Source organism: Limnothrix sp. CMB-01 (assembly GCF_055193175.1).
Genome location: NZ_CM143720.1, coordinates 1,348,886 through 1,364,224, shown reverse-complemented (window position 1 = coordinate 1,364,224; position 15,339 = coordinate 1,348,886). Strand labels below are relative to the sequence as shown.

Annotated in this window: 16 protein-coding genes; 11 read left to right on the top strand and 5 right to left on the bottom strand. The window is 52.9% G+C overall.

Translation table 11 applies throughout. The features are described from left to right. Window positions 1-143: 143 nt before the first annotated feature. The 3 genes from ACZA91_RS05720 (at window position 144) to ACZA91_RS05710 (ending at window position 2,708) form a co-directional block, all read left to right on the top strand. Window positions 144-923: a PspA/IM30 family protein gene (locus tag ACZA91_RS05720; RefSeq protein ID WP_190528753.1), complete on the top strand. Its 780-nt coding sequence runs from the start codon at window positions 144-146 to the stop codon at window positions 921-923. 212 nt (window positions 924-1,135) lie between these two features. Further along, a complete protein-coding gene (locus ACZA91_RS05715) occupies window positions 1,136-1,486 on the top strand; it encodes a thioredoxin family protein (protein ID WP_099531524.1) in 351 nt (116 codons plus the stop codon). A 34-nt stretch (window positions 1,487-1,520) separates the two neighbouring features. Next, window positions 1,521-2,708, top strand: a complete 1,188-nt coding sequence (locus ACZA91_RS05710) for an LL-diaminopimelate aminotransferase (RefSeq protein WP_463185181.1) — start codon at window positions 1,521-1,523, stop codon at window positions 2,706-2,708. Between the two features lie 149 nt (window positions 2,709-2,857). On the opposite strand, the gene ACZA91_RS05705 is transcribed toward ACZA91_RS05710, so the two are convergent. Then, window positions 2,858-4,042 (bottom strand): hypothetical protein, encoded by a 1,185-nt coding sequence (locus tag ACZA91_RS05705; RefSeq protein WP_463185179.1) that lies wholly within the window; start codon window positions 4,040-4,042, stop codon window positions 2,858-2,860. Between the two features lie 343 nt (window positions 4,043-4,385). Here ACZA91_RS05705 and ACZA91_RS05700 point away from each other — a divergent pair, with 343 nt between their 5' ends. Continuing rightward, window positions 4,386-6,116, top strand: a complete 1,731-nt coding sequence (locus ACZA91_RS05700) for a hypothetical protein (protein WP_463185178.1) — start codon at window positions 4,386-4,388, stop codon at window positions 6,114-6,116. A 44-nt stretch (window positions 6,117-6,160) separates the two neighbouring features. Here ACZA91_RS05700 and ACZA91_RS05695 read toward each other — a convergent pair whose 3' ends face one another. Further along, window positions 6,161-6,727 carry a Uma2 family endonuclease gene (locus ACZA91_RS05695; protein ID WP_190530932.1) on the bottom strand — a complete coding sequence of 189 codons (567 nt, stop codon included), beginning with the start codon at window positions 6,725-6,727 and terminating at the stop codon, window positions 6,161-6,163. Window positions 6,728-6,883: 156 nt separating this feature from the next. Here ACZA91_RS05695 and ACZA91_RS05690 point away from each other — a divergent pair, with 156 nt between their 5' ends. Next, window positions 6,884-7,126 (top strand): hypothetical protein, encoded by a 243-nt coding sequence (locus tag ACZA91_RS05690; RefSeq protein WP_190530933.1) that lies wholly within the window; start codon window positions 6,884-6,886, stop codon window positions 7,124-7,126. Between the two features lie 97 nt (window positions 7,127-7,223). Here the strand turns inward: ACZA91_RS05690 and ACZA91_RS05685 are convergent, their stop codons facing one another. Both ACZA91_RS05685 and ACZA91_RS05680 read right to left on the bottom strand, forming a co-directional pair. Next, window positions 7,224-7,703 (bottom strand): PIN domain-containing protein, encoded by a 480-nt coding sequence (locus ACZA91_RS05685; RefSeq protein WP_190530966.1) that lies wholly within the window; start codon window positions 7,701-7,703, stop codon window positions 7,224-7,226. After that, window positions 7,690-7,941: a UPF0175 family protein gene (locus ACZA91_RS05680; RefSeq protein ID WP_190354529.1), complete on the bottom strand. Its 252-nt coding sequence runs from the start codon at window positions 7,939-7,941 to the stop codon at window positions 7,690-7,692. The genes ACZA91_RS05685 and ACZA91_RS05680 overlap by 14 nt, the downstream gene beginning before the upstream one ends. Before the next feature lie 208 nt (window positions 7,942-8,149). Here ACZA91_RS05680 and ACZA91_RS05675 point away from each other — a divergent pair, with 208 nt between their 5' ends. The 6 genes from ACZA91_RS05675 to ACZA91_RS05650 all read left to right on the top strand — a co-directional run bounded on the left by ACZA91_RS05675 (window position 8,150) and on the right by ACZA91_RS05650 (window position 14,211). Next, entirely contained in the window at window positions 8,150-11,434 is a 3,285-nt protein-coding gene (locus ACZA91_RS05675) for a CHAT domain-containing protein (RefSeq protein ID WP_190530934.1), read from the top strand. A 7-nt stretch (window positions 11,435-11,441) separates the two neighbouring features. Beyond that, on the top strand, window positions 11,442-11,705 hold the full coding sequence (locus ACZA91_RS05670) for a DUF2442 domain-containing protein (RefSeq protein WP_190530935.1): 264 nt from the start codon (window positions 11,442-11,444) through the stop codon (window positions 11,703-11,705). Beyond that, a complete protein-coding gene (locus ACZA91_RS05665) occupies window positions 11,702-12,136 on the top strand; it encodes a DUF29 domain-containing protein (protein ID WP_190530936.1) in 435 nt (144 codons plus the stop codon). Before ACZA91_RS05670 ends, ACZA91_RS05665 begins: the two co-directional genes overlap by 4 nt. Further along, a complete protein-coding gene (locus ACZA91_RS05660) occupies window positions 12,133-12,750 on the top strand; it encodes a hypothetical protein (RefSeq protein WP_190530937.1) in 618 nt (205 codons plus the stop codon). The genes ACZA91_RS05665 and ACZA91_RS05660 overlap by 4 nt, the downstream gene beginning before the upstream one ends. 79 nt (window positions 12,751-12,829) lie before the next feature. Further along, the gene (locus ACZA91_RS05655; RefSeq protein WP_190530938.1) at window positions 12,830-13,285 is read left to right on the top strand and encodes a hypothetical protein; all 456 of its coding nucleotides are present in this window, start codon (window positions 12,830-12,832) and stop codon (window positions 13,283-13,285) included. Further along, the gene (locus ACZA91_RS05650) at window positions 13,282-14,211 is read left to right on the top strand and encodes a hypothetical protein (RefSeq protein WP_190530939.1); all 930 of its coding nucleotides are present in this window, start codon (window positions 13,282-13,284) and stop codon (window positions 14,209-14,211) included. Before ACZA91_RS05655 ends, ACZA91_RS05650 begins: the two co-directional genes overlap by 4 nt. 205 nt (window positions 14,212-14,416) lie before the next feature. Here the strand turns inward: ACZA91_RS05650 and ACZA91_RS05645 are convergent, their stop codons facing one another. Further along, window positions 14,417-15,097, bottom strand: coding sequence for a TapB family protein (locus ACZA91_RS05645; protein WP_190530940.1), 681 nt, complete (start codon window positions 15,095-15,097; stop codon window positions 14,417-14,419). Window positions 15,098-15,339: the final 242 nt, after the last annotated feature.

The following is a 15,339-nucleotide window of genomic DNA, read 5'->3' as shown; positions in this document are numbered from 1 at the left end:
TAATAGGACGATCGCAACTGCCGGGCTTGATCACGCGGCCGTTGACCGATGGAGTTGGTAGTTTGGATAAAGCAGTTGGCCTTGGGGCCAAGCTTCCCAATCCCGATCGCTTCCCCGATTTAACCAGCAGGAGAGCCACCGTCATGGGCCTTTTCGATCGCGTCAGCCGCCTGATTCGGGCCAATGTCAACGACCTTGTGAACAAAGCCGAGGATCCCGAAAAAATCCTTGAGCAATCGATCATCGACATGCAAGAAGACCTGGTGCAAATGCGCCAGGCTGTTGCCCGGGCGATCTCCGCTCAACAAAAAATTCAGCAGCAATATAACCAGGCCCAAAGTGAGGCCAACCTGTGGCAACAACGCGCCCAACTGGCTCTGCAAAAAGGCGATGAAAGCTTGGCTCGCGAAGCCCTCAACCGCAAAAAGGTGCAGACCGAAGCTGCCACCGCCCTCAAGGGCCAACTGGATCAGCAAGTGGGGATGGTGGATCAGCTCAAGCGCAACCTGATCGCCCTGGAAGGGAAGATTTCGGAAGCCAAAACCAAGAAAGACATGCTCAAGGCCCGGGCCCAAGCCGCCAAGGCCAACGAGCAACTGCAAGGGGCCCTCAGCTCCATGAACACCGGCAGCGCCATGTCCGCCTTTGAGCGGATGGAAGAAAAGGTGCTGGAAATGGAAGCCCGCTCCACGGCAGCGTTGGAACTGAGCGGCGTTTCGTTGGAGCAACAATTTGCATCCCTGGAAGCCGGTAGCGATGTGGATGATGAACTGGCGGCAATGAAGGCGCAAATGTTGGGTGGTTCCTCAACGCCAGCGGGGGCCCTGCCGGCCAGCAATGCCGCACCGGCCACGGAGGCAAAAGACGCGGCGATCGATGCCGAGTTGGAAGCCCTGCGCCGCCAGCTCAACGACACCAAGTAGGCAGGACACCAAAACCGCCAAGCCAAAACCGCGATCGAGTCCGGGTGGGGGCGTGCGGCCGTGCGCCCCTGTGGCATTGCCCATGCAGTGGTGAATCAACGCATTTTGCGACCTAACCCGCAGGCGACCGCCCCCTCGAAATATTGCCCTTACCGCCAAGACACCTGTGGATTTAAGATGCAAAAGGCGAATTTTCAGAAGCAAGGACAACGATCGTGAGTCAAGTGCGAGTCATTTCGGATGCCGAATTTGAAAGCGACGTGCTGGGAGCCTCGGGAACGCCCGTTTTAGCGTATTTTTGGGCATCTTGGTGTGGGCCTTGCCGGTTGATGAGTCCGAGTGTGGAATGGGCGGCGACCACCTGGGGCGATCGGCTCCAGATCGTGAAATTGGAAGTGGATCCTAACCCCGTCAGCGTCAAACATTGCCAGGTGGAAGGGGTGCCCGCCCTGCGACTGTTTCAGGATGGCCAATTGCTGGACACCAGCGAAGGGGCCCTGACCAAGGAGAAGTTGGCGGATTTCCTCAAGCCGCATGTGGGCGCAGTGCCCAGCGCAGTTTGAGGATCATCGCAGCAGCATCCTGAGGCTTCAATCCATGCAATTTGCCGATCGACTAAAACCGCTGCAATTTAACGTGTTTGCGGAAATGGATCGGGCGAAGGCTGCGGCGGCTGAAACCCACGAGATTGTGGATTTATCGCTGGGATCGGTGGACTTGCCCACTTCGCCCCACGTGCTGGCGGCGATCGGGGAAGCGCTTCAGGATCCCAGCACCCACGGCTACCAACTCTTTCGCAATACGGCGGCCTTCCGACAGGCGGTGGCCGATCGCTACGAACGGCAATTTGGCCTGGCGATCGACCCGGAAACGGAAGTACTGGCCTTAATTGGCTCCCAGGAAGGAACCGCTCACTTACCCCTAGCGGTTTTAAACCCAGGGGATGTGGCCCTGTTGGGCGATCCGGGCTATCCCTCCCACTACGGCGGTGTGCATTTGGCGGGCGGTGAGGTTTATCCGATGCCGCTACTGGCAAAACATGGCTATTTGCCCCAGTTTGACCAAATTCCGCCGGCCGTGGTCGATCGGGCACGGCTGATGGTGCTGAACTATCCCCACAACCCAACCACAGCGGTGGCTAACCTGGACTTTTTCCGGCGGGCGGTGGCGTTTTGTCAGCAGCATGGCATGGTGTTGATTCATGATTTTGCCTACGACGGGATGGCCTTTGGCGATCGCCCGCCGTCGGTGCTGCAAGCGGATCCGGAAAAGACGGTTTCGATCGAGTTTTTCACCCTGTCCAAGGCTTTTAACATGGGCGGCTTTCGGGCGGGCTATGCCATCGGGAACCGCGACCTGATTTCGGCCCTGCGCAGTGTCAAGGCCGCCGTGGACTTTAACCAATACCAGGGCATCTTGAGGGGGGCGATCGCAGCGCTTCAGGGGCCCCAAGCCGATGTGCAAGAACGGTTAGCCATTTTTCGCGATCGCCGGGATGCGTTTGTGGCCGCCATGAATCGGATTGGTTGGCCCCTGGAAACGCCCCAAGCAACTATGTTTGCCTGGGCTAAGTTGCCGCCGCCTTGGGAAAACCAGTCGATTGAATTCTGTAAGCAACTGGTGGCTGCCACGGGAATCGCCGTGGCCCCGGGGGTGGGCTTTGGCCCTTCCGGTGAAGGTTATGTGCGTTTTGCGCTGGTGCAAACCCCGGAACAGTTGGCGCTTTCGGTCGATCGCATCGCCGCCTTTCTCAAAACTACTCTCAAAACTGCCGCGTCTGCATAGACCGCTTCACCAGCCAATTACCAGGGCTAACCACAGAGTTTGACCTGAGTGATCGACTGCTCGAAAGCTGCTCGAAAACTGGTCAAAGGTAGGTCAAGATAAAGGTAGATCAACACTCAACACATGGACCAATTTTTCGCCCTCAGGCCCTACCAAGGATTACTGAAGGTGCGTACCGGTCGCCCACCGATGTTGGATTGGGATGGCTGCGTCACGGGCTCCGGAGCCACGGCCGGCTGGCTGGGCGGCGGGGCGATCGCGGGGCTGTTGGGAACCGTGTTGTAACCGGCGTTTAAGGGCACACCGGAACCCGTGGAACCATAGCCCGGCATCGGAGCTGTTGGGATTTTGGGCAAGGTGCTGCCCGCCGTTGCCGGGCCAGAACCATAGCTGGGATAACCGGTGGGGCTGCCAAAGCCGCCATAGTTCACATTGCCGGCCCCAGCATTGGGAACCGCCACATTCGGTAGCGCGGGATTGGTTGTGCCGCTGCCGATGGTGGAAGTTGTGCCGCTGGAACCCGTCACGGGAACCGTCGGAGTGGTGGTGTTAGGGCTGGTGGTGGGCGTTGTGCCGCTGGAATCGCTGCTGCCATCACCGTTGTTGAGGTAGAGGCGATCGAGCGCCGCTTGCAAGGGACTCACGGGCTGGCCGGTGGTTGTCCCATTGCCATTGAGCATGGTCGAGCTTCCCCCCACGCTGTAGGTGCTGCCATTGGCACTGGCGGCCCGAGGGTCATTGCTCAAAAATTGATTCACTGCCCTTGGGGCCAAACCGCTGCCCTCGCCACCGCGCGATCGACTGCCCACGGGGCCCGCCGAACCACCACTGAGCAACTGCAAAATATCCGCCAGCTCAGAGTTGGTATTGTTCGCCGTTTTTTCTTCATTCTGGCGATCGCGGTTATTGCGATTGTTCCGGCGCTGGTTTTGGGGCAGGGTTAGCTCCGTTGCCAACACATTAGACGAGTCAATATCAGCCGCCACCGAATCATCATCGGGCTGGGACTCCAGAATCGAGAGCCAATCCACCTTGTCCGGCTCAGGTTCGGCATTAGTCCAGCGATCGGGATTTTTCCAAAAAACCCAAGCCCCCAAGGTCGCCATCGAAATCGCCATGGCCGGCAACCAGATGAAGGGTTCACCCAACCAGCGCAGATTTCTCAGCACCAGCGTTAGGCTGAAAGTTTCGCGCAGTTGCGACACCCAACCCTCATGGGTTCCTGGCTCATGGGTTCCTGAGTGCGCCTTGTGGCCATGATGACCCGCCGGGTGATGGCTCGATGGGTGATGGCCCGATGAGTGATGGTGATGCTCGGACATAGTTAGGGTCACCGGAGCAGGATCAGAGAGTGGTTGGAGCGTCGGTCGGGGTTGGGGAGGCTGAACGAGAGCCGCTGGACAGAGACGGCGGAGAAGCGAGCGAAAACCCTAGACGAGAACGAGCCTTGGAGCGATGGCCCAGTTTTAGGTAACAATTACTGCTTCCATTCTATCGGGTCTGGCAACCCTGCAGCCAGGGCCCAACCCCAAAGCCCCTCTGCCGCTGGGGCCCGCCCCCTCAATTCGCCATTACCCAAACGGAAACCGACACCAGCGATCGCCCCAAACGGCCCAACCTTGGTTTAGGGTGGCTTCTGGCTGATCAGTTGCCGGGAATCCCGAAAGGTTTGGTTGGATGAAAAACGCATGGGCTTGGATAGGGGCGCGATCGGGCGATCGGCGCTGGAGCATGGTGCTCAGTGGAGCCATGGCGTTGTTTTATGGCTGGCAGTCGGTGCAGTGGGCCACACGCAATCCCTATATCGTGCAAGACGATGTGCGCCAGCATGTGTTTTGGGCCTTTCGTTACCTGGATCCTGGCCTCTTCCCCGGCGACTGGATCGCTGACTATTACCAATCCGTTGCTCCCCTGGGCTATCAGTGGCTCTATCACGGAGCGGCCCTCCTCGGCTGGGATCCCCTAACGGTCAGTAAATATTGGCCGGTGATTTTGGGGTTGGTGACCACGGCGCTGACCTGGCGCGTGATGATTCGGCTGTTGCCCGTGCCGTGGGTGGCCCTGTTGGGCTGCATTTTGGTAAATCAAAGCCTGTGGATGGAGGATGATTTGGCCTCATCCACGCCGCGAGCCTTTGCCACGCCCCTGGTGTTGGCGGTGATGGATGCGCTGCTGAGTCGATCGCTCTGGGGCTGTTTAGGGGCGATCGCCCTCAGCGGTTTGTTTTATCCAATGGTGGCGGTGGTGGCGGCGGCGGCCCTGGCTGTGAATTTGGGTCGGCGCTGGTGGGCCACCCGTCGGGGGCGATCGCATCCCGAAGCCCTGACTCCCCTGGACTGGCGCTTGGCGATCGGGGGCATTGCCATGGCTATTGCGGTGTTGTTGCCGGAACTGTTCACCAGCAGCGAGTTTGGCCCCGTGATCAGCCGATCCCAAGCCGCCGCCCTACCGGAATTTAACTTTGTGGGCAATGAATACGGGCGATCGTTCTTTTTTCACCCCAATCCGCTGATTTTTTGGCTGTTTGCCCCCCGTAGCGGCTTCCTGTGGGTGGGATTTGTGCCCCCGATCGCCCTGGTGGCCTTGGCCTTGCCCCGTTGGTTGAACCGGCCCGCCCGCGCCCGTCAATTTCCCCTAGCCAGTCGCCTTTCGCCTCACTTGGCTATGCTGGGGGATTGGGTTTGGGGTGGGTTGGGTCTGTTTCTCGCGGCCCATGCCCTGCTGTTTCGGTTGTATTTACCCAATCGCTACGGCTATGTGCCCTTGCGGGTGGTGTTGCCAGTGGCGGGGGCGATCGCCCTGGGCCTGTGGCTCGATCGGCAAATGCAAGCCACCCAATCCCAAAAACCGCGCTGGTTCTGGCCCCTGGTGAGCCTCGTCCTCAGCCTGTCGATCGTTGTGCCCATGGTTCCTAACTTGGCCGTGTCCAGCCAATTGCAAATGGAAGGACGCATGGCCGAAGTCTATGAATTTCTGCAAAAACAACCGAAGGATACCCTAGTGGTTTCCTTATCCAAGGAAGCGGATTTCATTCCGATCTTTGCCCGGCGATCGATTCTCGCCAGCCGCGAATTTGCCCTGCCTTACCATTGGGGCTATTACCGAGTTTTGCGCCAACGCATTGAAGACACCATCCGCGCTCAATACACCAGCAACCTATCGGAGGTGCAAGCTTTTTTGCGGAAATATCAAGTGAATTTCTGGTTATTAGAACCCTGGTCACTCTCAAAGTCTGACTTGGCAGATAACACTTGGTTACAGCAATTTCAGCCGCTCATTCAAGACGTGAGCGATCGGCTCGATCGCGGTGAAACTCCAGCTTTGGAACGGGCGATCGCTCCCTGTTCTGTCCTCGAAAACAAGCGCCTCCAACTGCTCGATGCTCGCTGCATTTTGCAACTGCCCTAATGCCATCAAAAATCCAAAAATAACCGGTAACTTGAGAAGCCGAATTAGGTAAAGATCTCAGCTACTTTGAGGGTGAAATTGGCGAATAAGGGTGAAGTTAATTCGTCTTCGGCAAAGAGGGTATAGACCAGCTCTAAACGGGCTTGCGATCGCCGATAAATCTCAACGGTTTGTTGTTGCCAATCCACGATCCAATATTCCCGCACACCAACTCGGGAATAGAGCTTTAATTTCACCTGGCGATCGCGCGCAATATCTTGGGAAGACTGGGAAATTGCTTCAACAACCAGCTCAGGAGCTGCTGTGAAATGACCTGACTCATCGACGCAGGTTGCCAGCTTCTCATTGCTAACCCACACCAGATCGGGAATGACGTTTTCTTCCCCGGTCAAGATGACACCCGGTGATTGCAGAACTTTGCCTTGCTTGTGTTGCCTAGCCCAGAGGGTCAAGAATGTGTGGAGGTTTCCTAGAGCATCCTGGTGTCTCCAATGGGGGGCGCGGGTCACGTATAGGTCTCCGTCGATGATTTCGTAGCGATCGCCGTTATTGGGGAAGAATTCTAAATCGGCGGTTGTCCACCGATTTTTCGGGTCAGCATTGGCAACCATGGGGGTTATCGCTGGGTCGGTGACAGCGAGGCTGGGGCGTTATGTTGATTGTACTGATTTGGGCAGGGCGATCGCCGGTAGCGGTTGGCTAAAATGGTGAGGACTTGGGTTGCCGCTGTCGAGGTTGGTGATACATTCACGATTTGGAGGGTATCGATGCAAATCACGATTACTTTGCCGCCGGATTTGGAGGGGTATTTGCTGCGCCAAGCGGCCCAGGCTAATCTCCCTTTGCCGTTGATTGTGCTACAGATTCTTCGGCAGCTAGTCCAGATGCCACCAGTGATCACGACTCAGTGGCCGGGGGCGGTTTTGAATTATGAACCAAGTCCCGATTTTCCTGAGTTTGAGTCTGATCGCAGCGAGTTAATTGATCCCCAAGAAATAGAGTTATTTTGATGCGTTATCTTTTGGATACTTGCGTCATCAGTGATTTTATTATTGATGCCGAGACATTTGATTTTTGAGAAGATCCTTAGTCTAAATAATCTGATTTTCACTCCAATATTTGTTTGAGTAAATCTGGAGCAATCCGAAAGCCGGCTTGATGAATGAGATTGTTGATTGCTACTGGCAAGGATTCAAGCTGGCCGTCTTGTTCCGCTCGGAGCAAAATTCCCAAAATACCTGTTACTTGCAATCCCAAAGATTTAGCTGTTTTTCGACCTTCTCGCTCGTCCAAGAGTATCCAGTCAGCATTGAGTTCTAGCGCGAGGGAAATTGCTTCGGATTCTCCTTGATCGAGAGTTTGCTTTAGCAGTCGAGTCAAGGACTGATCATGAGCTTCTTGAACTTCAATCCATCCTGAGGTGATCGCGTCTTGAATAATCGCAGATCCAGGACGATTTTCGCTGATTTTTAGTTCTTCTACAACAGCTTTGGGAATGAGGACTTTGCCAAATTGCTGTTGCAAAAGAAAAAGTTGATTAATGATAGCCAAGTTCAAAATTGGCGAGGTGTTGCTAACGACTAGCATAAGCGAGGTCATCGTCTAGTTCTTCATGGCTGTAATGTCGCAGAATTCCGCGTTGGGCAAGTAGTTGGCCGAAGTCGTATTTATCCATTTCAGCAAGTTCGCGGGCTTTGCCGAAGGCCAGCAGGTTTTGGGCATAGAGGGCGATCGCGAGTTCGCGCCGTAGTTCGCGCTCGATGCGGGGTTCTGGTAGGCGAATGGCTTGAACAATTGAATCGGGAATTGAGAGTTGTAGTCCCATGATTTTTGGGCGATCGCCTGCTGCCTGTTGGTCTGTGGTTTGCGGCGATCTTAGCACCGCTGAAAGGAGGGAGGCAGGGCGATCGATTAGCTCTGGGGGGTGATGGTTGGGGGCTTGGCTCACAAAGGCGCTGGGCAGTGAGGGGAATGGGGCGCTAGGGTGGGGGCAGCGTTTTGGTGATGATTCACCGAGGGATTGAGGCGGCCCCATGGACGAGCAACGACTTCAGGCTTATTTGCAATTGATTCAGCAGTTGTTGGCTTGTCCAGAGGGAGAAGAGGCAAGCGTTTTGCAAGCCCAGGCGGAGTTGGTGGATGCGGGTCTAGTAGAAATAATGTATTTCGTTCCTGGCCATATGGCATCTATTGGTCACCGTGATGCTGTCTGGCTAAAGCAGTGGGCGAACCGAATAGCACAGACTTTAGAACTGAGATCTAAGACCGTGTATGCTAATCCAACTACAATGAGTTTTATAGGAGAAGTGATGATAAATATTTATGAAAATCAAGGTAGTGCAAATCGTGTATATGAATTTTGGAAATTAAATTTAAGGAAGCTAAATTGGGACTTTTTGATCGCGCTGCCATTGGCTTTTCAAGTTCTAAAAAAACAAAATTCACCTGAGTTGGTTGCTGCCATGTTTGGTGAATTTGGAAATCTGATTGGACAATTTCATTTAGGCATTCGTTGGTTAAACTTAGAAATGGCAATTGTATCGTGCAATCTGTCCTTGGAAATCTATACTCGTGAATCTTTTCCTGAAGATTGGGCAACAGCACAACATAATCTAGCTAACGCTTATCTAGACCGTATTTGGGGCAGTGAGGTAGAAAATAAAGAAATAGCGATTTCCATTTATAAAAAGTCACTAGAAATCAGAAGTCGTGATTTTTGCCCTCAAGACTGGGCAATGACACAGAATAGTCTTGCTAATGCCTATCGTAATCGTATTCAAGGGAAAATCACTGACAATCTTGAAATGGCAATAGATATTTACAAGAAAGTTCTAGAGGTTTACACTTATGAATCTTTTCCTCAAGATTGGGCAATGACGCAAAACAATCTTGCTATTGCTTACTATGATCGAGTCCAGGGATATAGATCGGACAATCTAGAGATGGCAATAGATATCTACAAGGATATTTTAAAAGTTTATACTCGAGAGTCTTTTCCTCAAAAGTGGGCAATGATCCAAAATAACCTTGGAGCCGCTTATCGTCATCGTATTTTTGGAGAAAGAGCAGATAATTTTGAAATGGCGATTGCTGCGTATCAACTTGCCTTGCAAGTCAGAAAAAAGAAAGAGCTTCCTGAACAGTGGGCAGCAACTCATAGTAATCTTGCAGTGGCTTATAGCAATCGTATTCGAGGTAAAAAAACAGAAAATTTAGAGATGGCAATTAATCACTGCAAACTTGCTCTAGAAGTTTATACTCGTGATACATTTCCAAGACAATGGGCAACGATACAAAACAACCTGGCGACTATGTATGGCAATCGTCTAAAAGGGGAGAAAGCTGACAATTTAGAAAAGGCAATTGCCTTATGTAAGGCTGCTCTAAAGATAAGAAGATTTGACAATTTGCCTGTGCAGTGGGCAGCAACACAGCATAATTTAGCAACAGCTTATAGTCAACGTGTAAAAGGTACTAAAGGAAAAAATCAAGAAGCAGCAATAATTGCTTATAAACTTGCCATAAAAGTCTATAAGTATGATGCTTTCCCATATCAATGGGCAGCTATACAAAACAACCTGGCTCATACTTACCGTGACTATCTTCAAGAAGATGAAGCTGAAAACTTAAAGCAGGCTATTACTGCCTACAACTTAGCGCTCAAAGTCAGAACCCATCAAGCATTTCCTAATGAATGCCGCCAAACTGCTCGATCCCTTGGCAAGCTCCAAAGCGAGTTACAGAATTGGGATGCTGCGACCCAAGCCTATGGGCAAGCCCTCGCCGCTGCGGAAAATTTGTATCAAGCCTGTACTTTGCTCGACAGCCAAGCCGGTGAACTTAAAGAAACAGGTGATCTTCCCCGCCGCGCTGCCTACGCCTACGCCAAAATCGGTCAACTTGATCAAGCGGTTGCCACGATCGAACGGGGCCGCGCCCGGGGTCTCAGCGAACGACTCCAACGCGATCGCGCCGACCTCGTGCAACTCCAACAACAGCGCCCCGACCTGTTCGATCGCTATCGCGACATCACCAACCAACTGCAAAACCTGGAAAGCCTCCAACGCGAACAGCAAGTCCGCGATCGCCAAGCCATCACCCCCGAACAACACCGCAACGAAGCCCAAAGACTCCGCCAGGAATTGACCGAAGCGATCGCCCAAATTCGCCAAGTCCCCGGCTATGAAACCTTCCTGCAAGCACCCAGCCTCGCAGAGATTCAACAAAACCTCAGCACCGAAGCACCCACCGTCTACCTGATTCCCACCCCCAACGGTAGCCTCGCCCTAATCGCCACCCCCCAGGCGATCGACCCCCTGTGGCTCGATGCGTTCCCCGAAGCCACCCTTACCGACTTGGTGCAAACCTGGCTCAACGCCTCCCAAAATCACCGCAACGACTTCCCCGGCTGGCTGGAGGCGATCGACCAGGGAACCCGCCAACTGTGGGACAACCTGATGGCTCCCCTAATCGATCGCCTCAAGCAGCACAATTACACCCAAGCGATCCTGATTCCCACCGGCTTGCTCGGGTTGTTGCCCCTTCATGCCGCCTGGACACCCGACCCCAGCCGCCCCACCGGCCGCCGCTACGCCCTCGATGAGCTGACCTTCACCTACGCCCCCAACGCCCAATCCCTCGTGGCCGCCCGCGCGATCGCCCAGCGATTCCCCGACAGCCACCTCGATTCAATCCTGGCGATCGACAACCCCCGCCAAGACCTCCCCAGCTCCGAACGGGAAGTCATGGCCGCCGTCAAAACCTTTCCCCGCCCCACCGTCCTACGGCACGAAAAAGCCACTACCGCCACCGTTGCTGCAAACCTGGGTCAACAGGCGATCGTCCATTTCTCCTGCCACGGAACCGCCAACTTCAACGAACCCCTCAATAGCGGACTGCTGATGAACGACGACCTGCTGACCCTGCGCGACCTGTTTAACCTCAAGCTCACCGAAGGCGGCAAACACGGCATCCGGCTGGCCGTCCTTTCCGCCTGTGAAACGGGTCTCCCCGGCCTAGACTTAGCCGACGAGGCGATCGGCTTGCCCGTTGGGTTGTTGCAAGCAGGCGTGGCCGGGGCGATCGCCTCCCTCTGGGCTGTGAATGAGCAAAGCACCATGATCCTACTCACCAAGTTCTACGACCTCTGGCGCAACGATCACCTCACCCCACCGATCGCCCTCCGCCAAGCCCAACAGTGGCTCCGCACCGCAACCCCTTCCGAAATTCGCCAGCTCACAGGCATCGGGCTTCGAGGAGCTGAACACCCATTTGCCCACCCCTACTACTGGGCAGGCTTCAGCTACACCGGCATATAATCCAGACATGAATCCCCGAGTCCACAGCGTTATTCCACGCAGCAATTACACACTTGAAATTCAGTTCACCAATCAAGAAGTGCGAGCTTATGATTGCTTATCGCTCTTAGATTTTGGCGTGTTTCAGGAACTCAGGGACGAAGCTTATTTTCGGAAAGCCAAGGCGTTCAATGGCACAGTGACTTGGCCCAATGAGCAAGATATTTGCCCAGACACGCTTTATCTAGACTCTATCCCTGTACCGATCGCCCCCCAAATATTGTCAGCATGAACACCACTTATGACCGCGACTTTTATGCTTGGACACAGGAGCAAATCGCGCTGCTGCAAAATCGTGATTTCGGGGCGATCGACCTCCCAAATTTAATCGAAGAAATCGCCGTCCTGGGTCGCCAAGAACGTGAGCAGTTGATCAATCGCTTAGGTGTTCTGATTGGTCATCTGTTGAAGTGGTGCTATCAGCCTGAGAGGCGAAAAAACTCCTGGATCGGCACGATTCGCGAGCAGCGACGACGCATTCAGCGGCTACTCAAAAATAATCCCAGCTTGCAACCATTTTTAGACGAAGCTTTCCGCGAAGCTTATCTTGATGGGCGAGACCTGGCTATTCAAGAAACTAACCTTGCTGATTCTGTATTTCCCGAAACTGCGCCATTTACGTTGGAATTTATCTTATCAGATGAATTGGAATTCAGCCCATGATTCGACCGATTAAGCTACCGGAAAGCTGTTCATTTTCCGACTACTTTAAGCTCAATGCCTACCCTGAAGAAATTTTGGCAAATTTCGGCTACGGCTTTGAACTAGCTGAGCTGACATTACCCCAGGCGGAATCATTGCCCTTCGCGATCGAGCCGCTGCAATTACGGCTCAAAAAAACTATGCACCTGATTCGAGCAGATAACGAAATGGCTCGGCGGGAGTTTTTGATCGCACCCTTGCTTACGGAGGTAGTGCTGGCCACCAATAGCCAATTGCGGGTTAGCTATCCAGTGGAAGTTAGTAGCCAACTACGAGGCTCGATCGACTATTTCTTGCAGTCACGCGATCGCTTACTCGTGATTGAAGCCAAGGATGAAAACCTAGAGCGCGGATTCAAGCAACTGGCCGTTGAGCTAATTGCGATTGCCCAAGAAAACCAAGAAAGCTTAGTTCTGAAACCCCAACTTTGGGGAGCTGTTTCAATCGGGAAAATTTGGCAATTTTCGTTACTCGATTTTGAGAAAAAAGTGATTTATCAAGATCTAAACCTCTATTCAATTTTCACGGAATTGGAACATCTACTCCGAGTCTTGATTGGCATTCTAATGCATTAGCTCAGAATCACAAATGCCACACGAAAATTCTCAATTTGATTCATCTTCTAACCTGTCTTGATTAAAGCCCTCGAAACCGATGCTCTACACGGACGAAGATTTATTTGAGGCTGCTCGCACGATTCGCAGCGAATTACCGGATTTGTTGGCTCCCGAAACTGCAAAAAGCCTAGACAATCGCCTCGCTGAACTGCTGAATCAAGTACCTTTTGATCTGCGCGATCTACATTACGAAACCATCAGCGCGATCGCCACTCAAGTCGAAGAGTACTTAAACACACATGAATCTACAAAAACTTGGCTGCAATCCTTTCTGATTGACTCATCCAACAACCAACGCAAAAGTTTTGAAGCCCTTCCCGGGAATGCCAGCTACGTTGCGACCGATAAATATATTTGTCCCCACGGCGACTATCGCTGGTCACGGCGCAGCGTTGGCCAACCGATTCCCCGTTGCCCAACCCATAATCTTTCCCTAATCCCGATCGCTGAATTTCAGCAGCTACGGTCTAATCTCTCGCAGGAGAACCCATGACTGCCAAGGTACTCGAAGGCGCAGGCGGCAAGGTTGCAGAACAGTGGATTTCGAGTCTGCTGACTTCTGCCATTGTCTTTTGGGCGGGGGGCTTAGTGGCGGTTATTCAGCGATTTGGCTGGCAACCCTTCACGGATTGGTTCACCAAACAGCCGGAACCATTACAGTTGGCTTTGTTGGTGGCCGTGCTGGGCGGGGCGATCGCCTCAGCAGCCGTAGTGGAACGGTTTCAACTGATGGCACTACGCGGCCTTGAGGGCTATTGGTATCCTATTTTTAATGGATTTAAAGATCACTTCATTCGCCAGCAAATCAAGGCTAAGGAAAAGCTTGAATCACAATTTCAAAAATTAGATAATCTCCCAAGACTCACCAGTCGCGATCGCCAATTACGTGTCAAACTCGATCGCCAACTCAATAATTTTCCCGTCCAAGATATTGATATGATGCCCACGCCGTTGGGGAATATCTTGCGGGCGGCGGAGTTGCGATCGCTCGATAAATATGGGTTGGATGCGGTAATTTGTTGGCCACGATTGTGGCTGTTGCTGCCCGAATCCGCCAAAGCAGATTTACAGGCAGCGCGGGCTGAACTGAATGCCATGGCTCGGCTGTGGATTTGGAGCTGGTTATTTTTCATTTGGGCGTTTTGGGCTTGGTGGGCAGCACTAATCGCCCTGTTCTCAATTTGCTTTGCCTATCACTGGGCGATCGCCGCGGCCAAAACCTATGGCGACTTAATCGAAGCGAGTTTTGATCTCTATCGCGCCTTGCTCTACGAGGCTTTGCGATTACCCTTTCCGAAGCAAGCAGACCAAGAACCGGCCGCCGGACGGATGTTAACTCAATATCTTTGGCGTGGTACTTTGCCAGAGTCCTATCAATTCATTGCAACTTCAGAAATTTCCCCAGTAATTGATCAATAGAAATTCGCACATGAAAACTAATTTCATGGCTTTGCTATCTCAGGCGATCGAGCATAGTTGTCTCCCGGATCCCGACCGCAACAAATGTAGGCGAAAGGCTGGGGCATGATCGCAGACCCGTAATAATTGACGGCGAGGGGGATAATGACCATTCAATCCCCCGATCGCCCCGTGTTGCGGCTGCCAAATCTGTCATCGGGCAAGGCTAGGAAGCCTTGGGAAATTCGTATCGCTTCAGCTCCGTGGTGGTTTGTAGCACATTGCTGGCATCCCAAATTTGCCACTTCACTGGCCCAACACGATCGGCATACCACATCACCTTGCGGAATGCCGTTCCCGCTTTTTCTCCCGTAATTTCCACCCGAATTGTATTAAATTTGCCCGCTGGAACCGTGACCTCTTCCGCCGCCGCTGCCTTGAAGGATTCGGAGGCGTTCGTGGTGGCTGCACCCACCTGCTGACCAGTCCAAGACCATTGATCGCCCACCTTCGGTGGATTTTTTAAAATGGGCTTGATTGGATCATTAACCGTTTCGTTGGTCATGCCATTACGAGCCAACACAAACTTAATTTCCTTGACCCAACCTTCTCCCTTGAGATAGAGCAAATTAGATGGCCCAAATCCCAAATCTTGCTCAGTGGTGTAGCGCATTTGCGAGCCGTCGCGATCGGCCCCAATCACCTTGATTAGCAAGTTGCCCGTTGTGCCCTGTGCTGCATTGGTCGTGGCATATTCCCAACGACCATTCAAGGGAAAGGGGTAATAGTCGGGTGGAGGTGGCGCGGCTTGCAGTCCCGTTGCCGTCAGCAGCGCGATCGCCAGTCCCACCACAAACCCAACAACCCAACGGCGGCCCACGAACTCCCCTAGCCGCTGCCAATTCATGGGGCTAGCTTGGTACTGGGTTTGAGGCGGTCTCTGTTGTGTAATCTTTAGCTGGAAAAATATCATTTCAGATCCAGAACAACTACTCCCATCAAGATAGGCATTACCTGCCCGATTGCACAGGAAATATGTTGATCTGTTAAGCACTAACCCAATCAATAAAAATGAGAAGGCTTTTTGTAATGTCTGATGATTTTGGTTTTGAAATTTTAAGTTTTTGATTTTAAAACTTTAAGTATTAA

Bases quoted from the DNA above. Each gene is read 5' to 3' on its own strand.
- ACZA91_RS05660 (WP_190530937.1), top strand. From the start codon at position 12,133: ATGATTCGACCGATTAAGCTACCGGAAAGCTGTTCATTTTCCGACTAC.
- ACZA91_RS05675 (WP_190530934.1), top strand. From the start codon at position 8,150: ATGGACGAGCAACGACTTCAGGCTTATTTGCAATTGATTCAGCAGTTG.
- ACZA91_RS05695 (WP_190530932.1), bottom strand. From the start codon at position 6,727: ATGGTTGCCAATGCTGACCCGAAAAATCGGTGGACAACCGCCGATTTA.
- ACZA91_RS05670 (WP_190530935.1), top strand. From the start codon at position 11,442: ATGAATCCCCGAGTCCACAGCGTTATTCCACGCAGCAATTACACACTT.
- ACZA91_RS05700 (WP_463185178.1), top strand. From the start codon at position 4,386: ATGAAAAACGCATGGGCTTGGATAGGGGCGCGATCGGGCGATCGGCGC.
- ACZA91_RS05680 (WP_190354529.1), bottom strand. From the start codon at position 7,941: ATGGGACTACAACTCTCAATTCCCGATTCAATTGTTCAAGCCATTCGC.
- ACZA91_RS05710 (WP_463185181.1), top strand. From the start codon at position 1,521: ATGCAATTTGCCGATCGACTAAAACCGCTGCAATTTAACGTGTTTGCG.
- ACZA91_RS05685 (WP_190530966.1), bottom strand. From the start codon at position 7,703: ATGCTAGTCGTTAGCAACACCTCGCCAATTTTGAACTTGGCTATCATT.
- ACZA91_RS05655 (WP_190530938.1), top strand. From the start codon at position 12,830: ATGCTCTACACGGACGAAGATTTATTTGAGGCTGCTCGCACGATTCGC.
- ACZA91_RS05720 (WP_190528753.1), top strand. From the start codon at position 144: ATGGGCCTTTTCGATCGCGTCAGCCGCCTGATTCGGGCCAATGTCAAC.
- ACZA91_RS05645 (WP_190530940.1), bottom strand. From the start codon at position 15,097: ATGAATTGGCAGCGGCTAGGGGAGTTCGTGGGCCGCCGTTGGGTTGTT.
- ACZA91_RS05690 (WP_190530933.1), top strand. From the start codon at position 6,884: ATGCAAATCACGATTACTTTGCCGCCGGATTTGGAGGGGTATTTGCTG.
- ACZA91_RS05650 (WP_190530939.1), top strand. From the start codon at position 13,282: ATGACTGCCAAGGTACTCGAAGGCGCAGGCGGCAAGGTTGCAGAACAG.
- ACZA91_RS05665 (WP_190530936.1), top strand. From the start codon at position 11,702: ATGAACACCACTTATGACCGCGACTTTTATGCTTGGACACAGGAGCAA.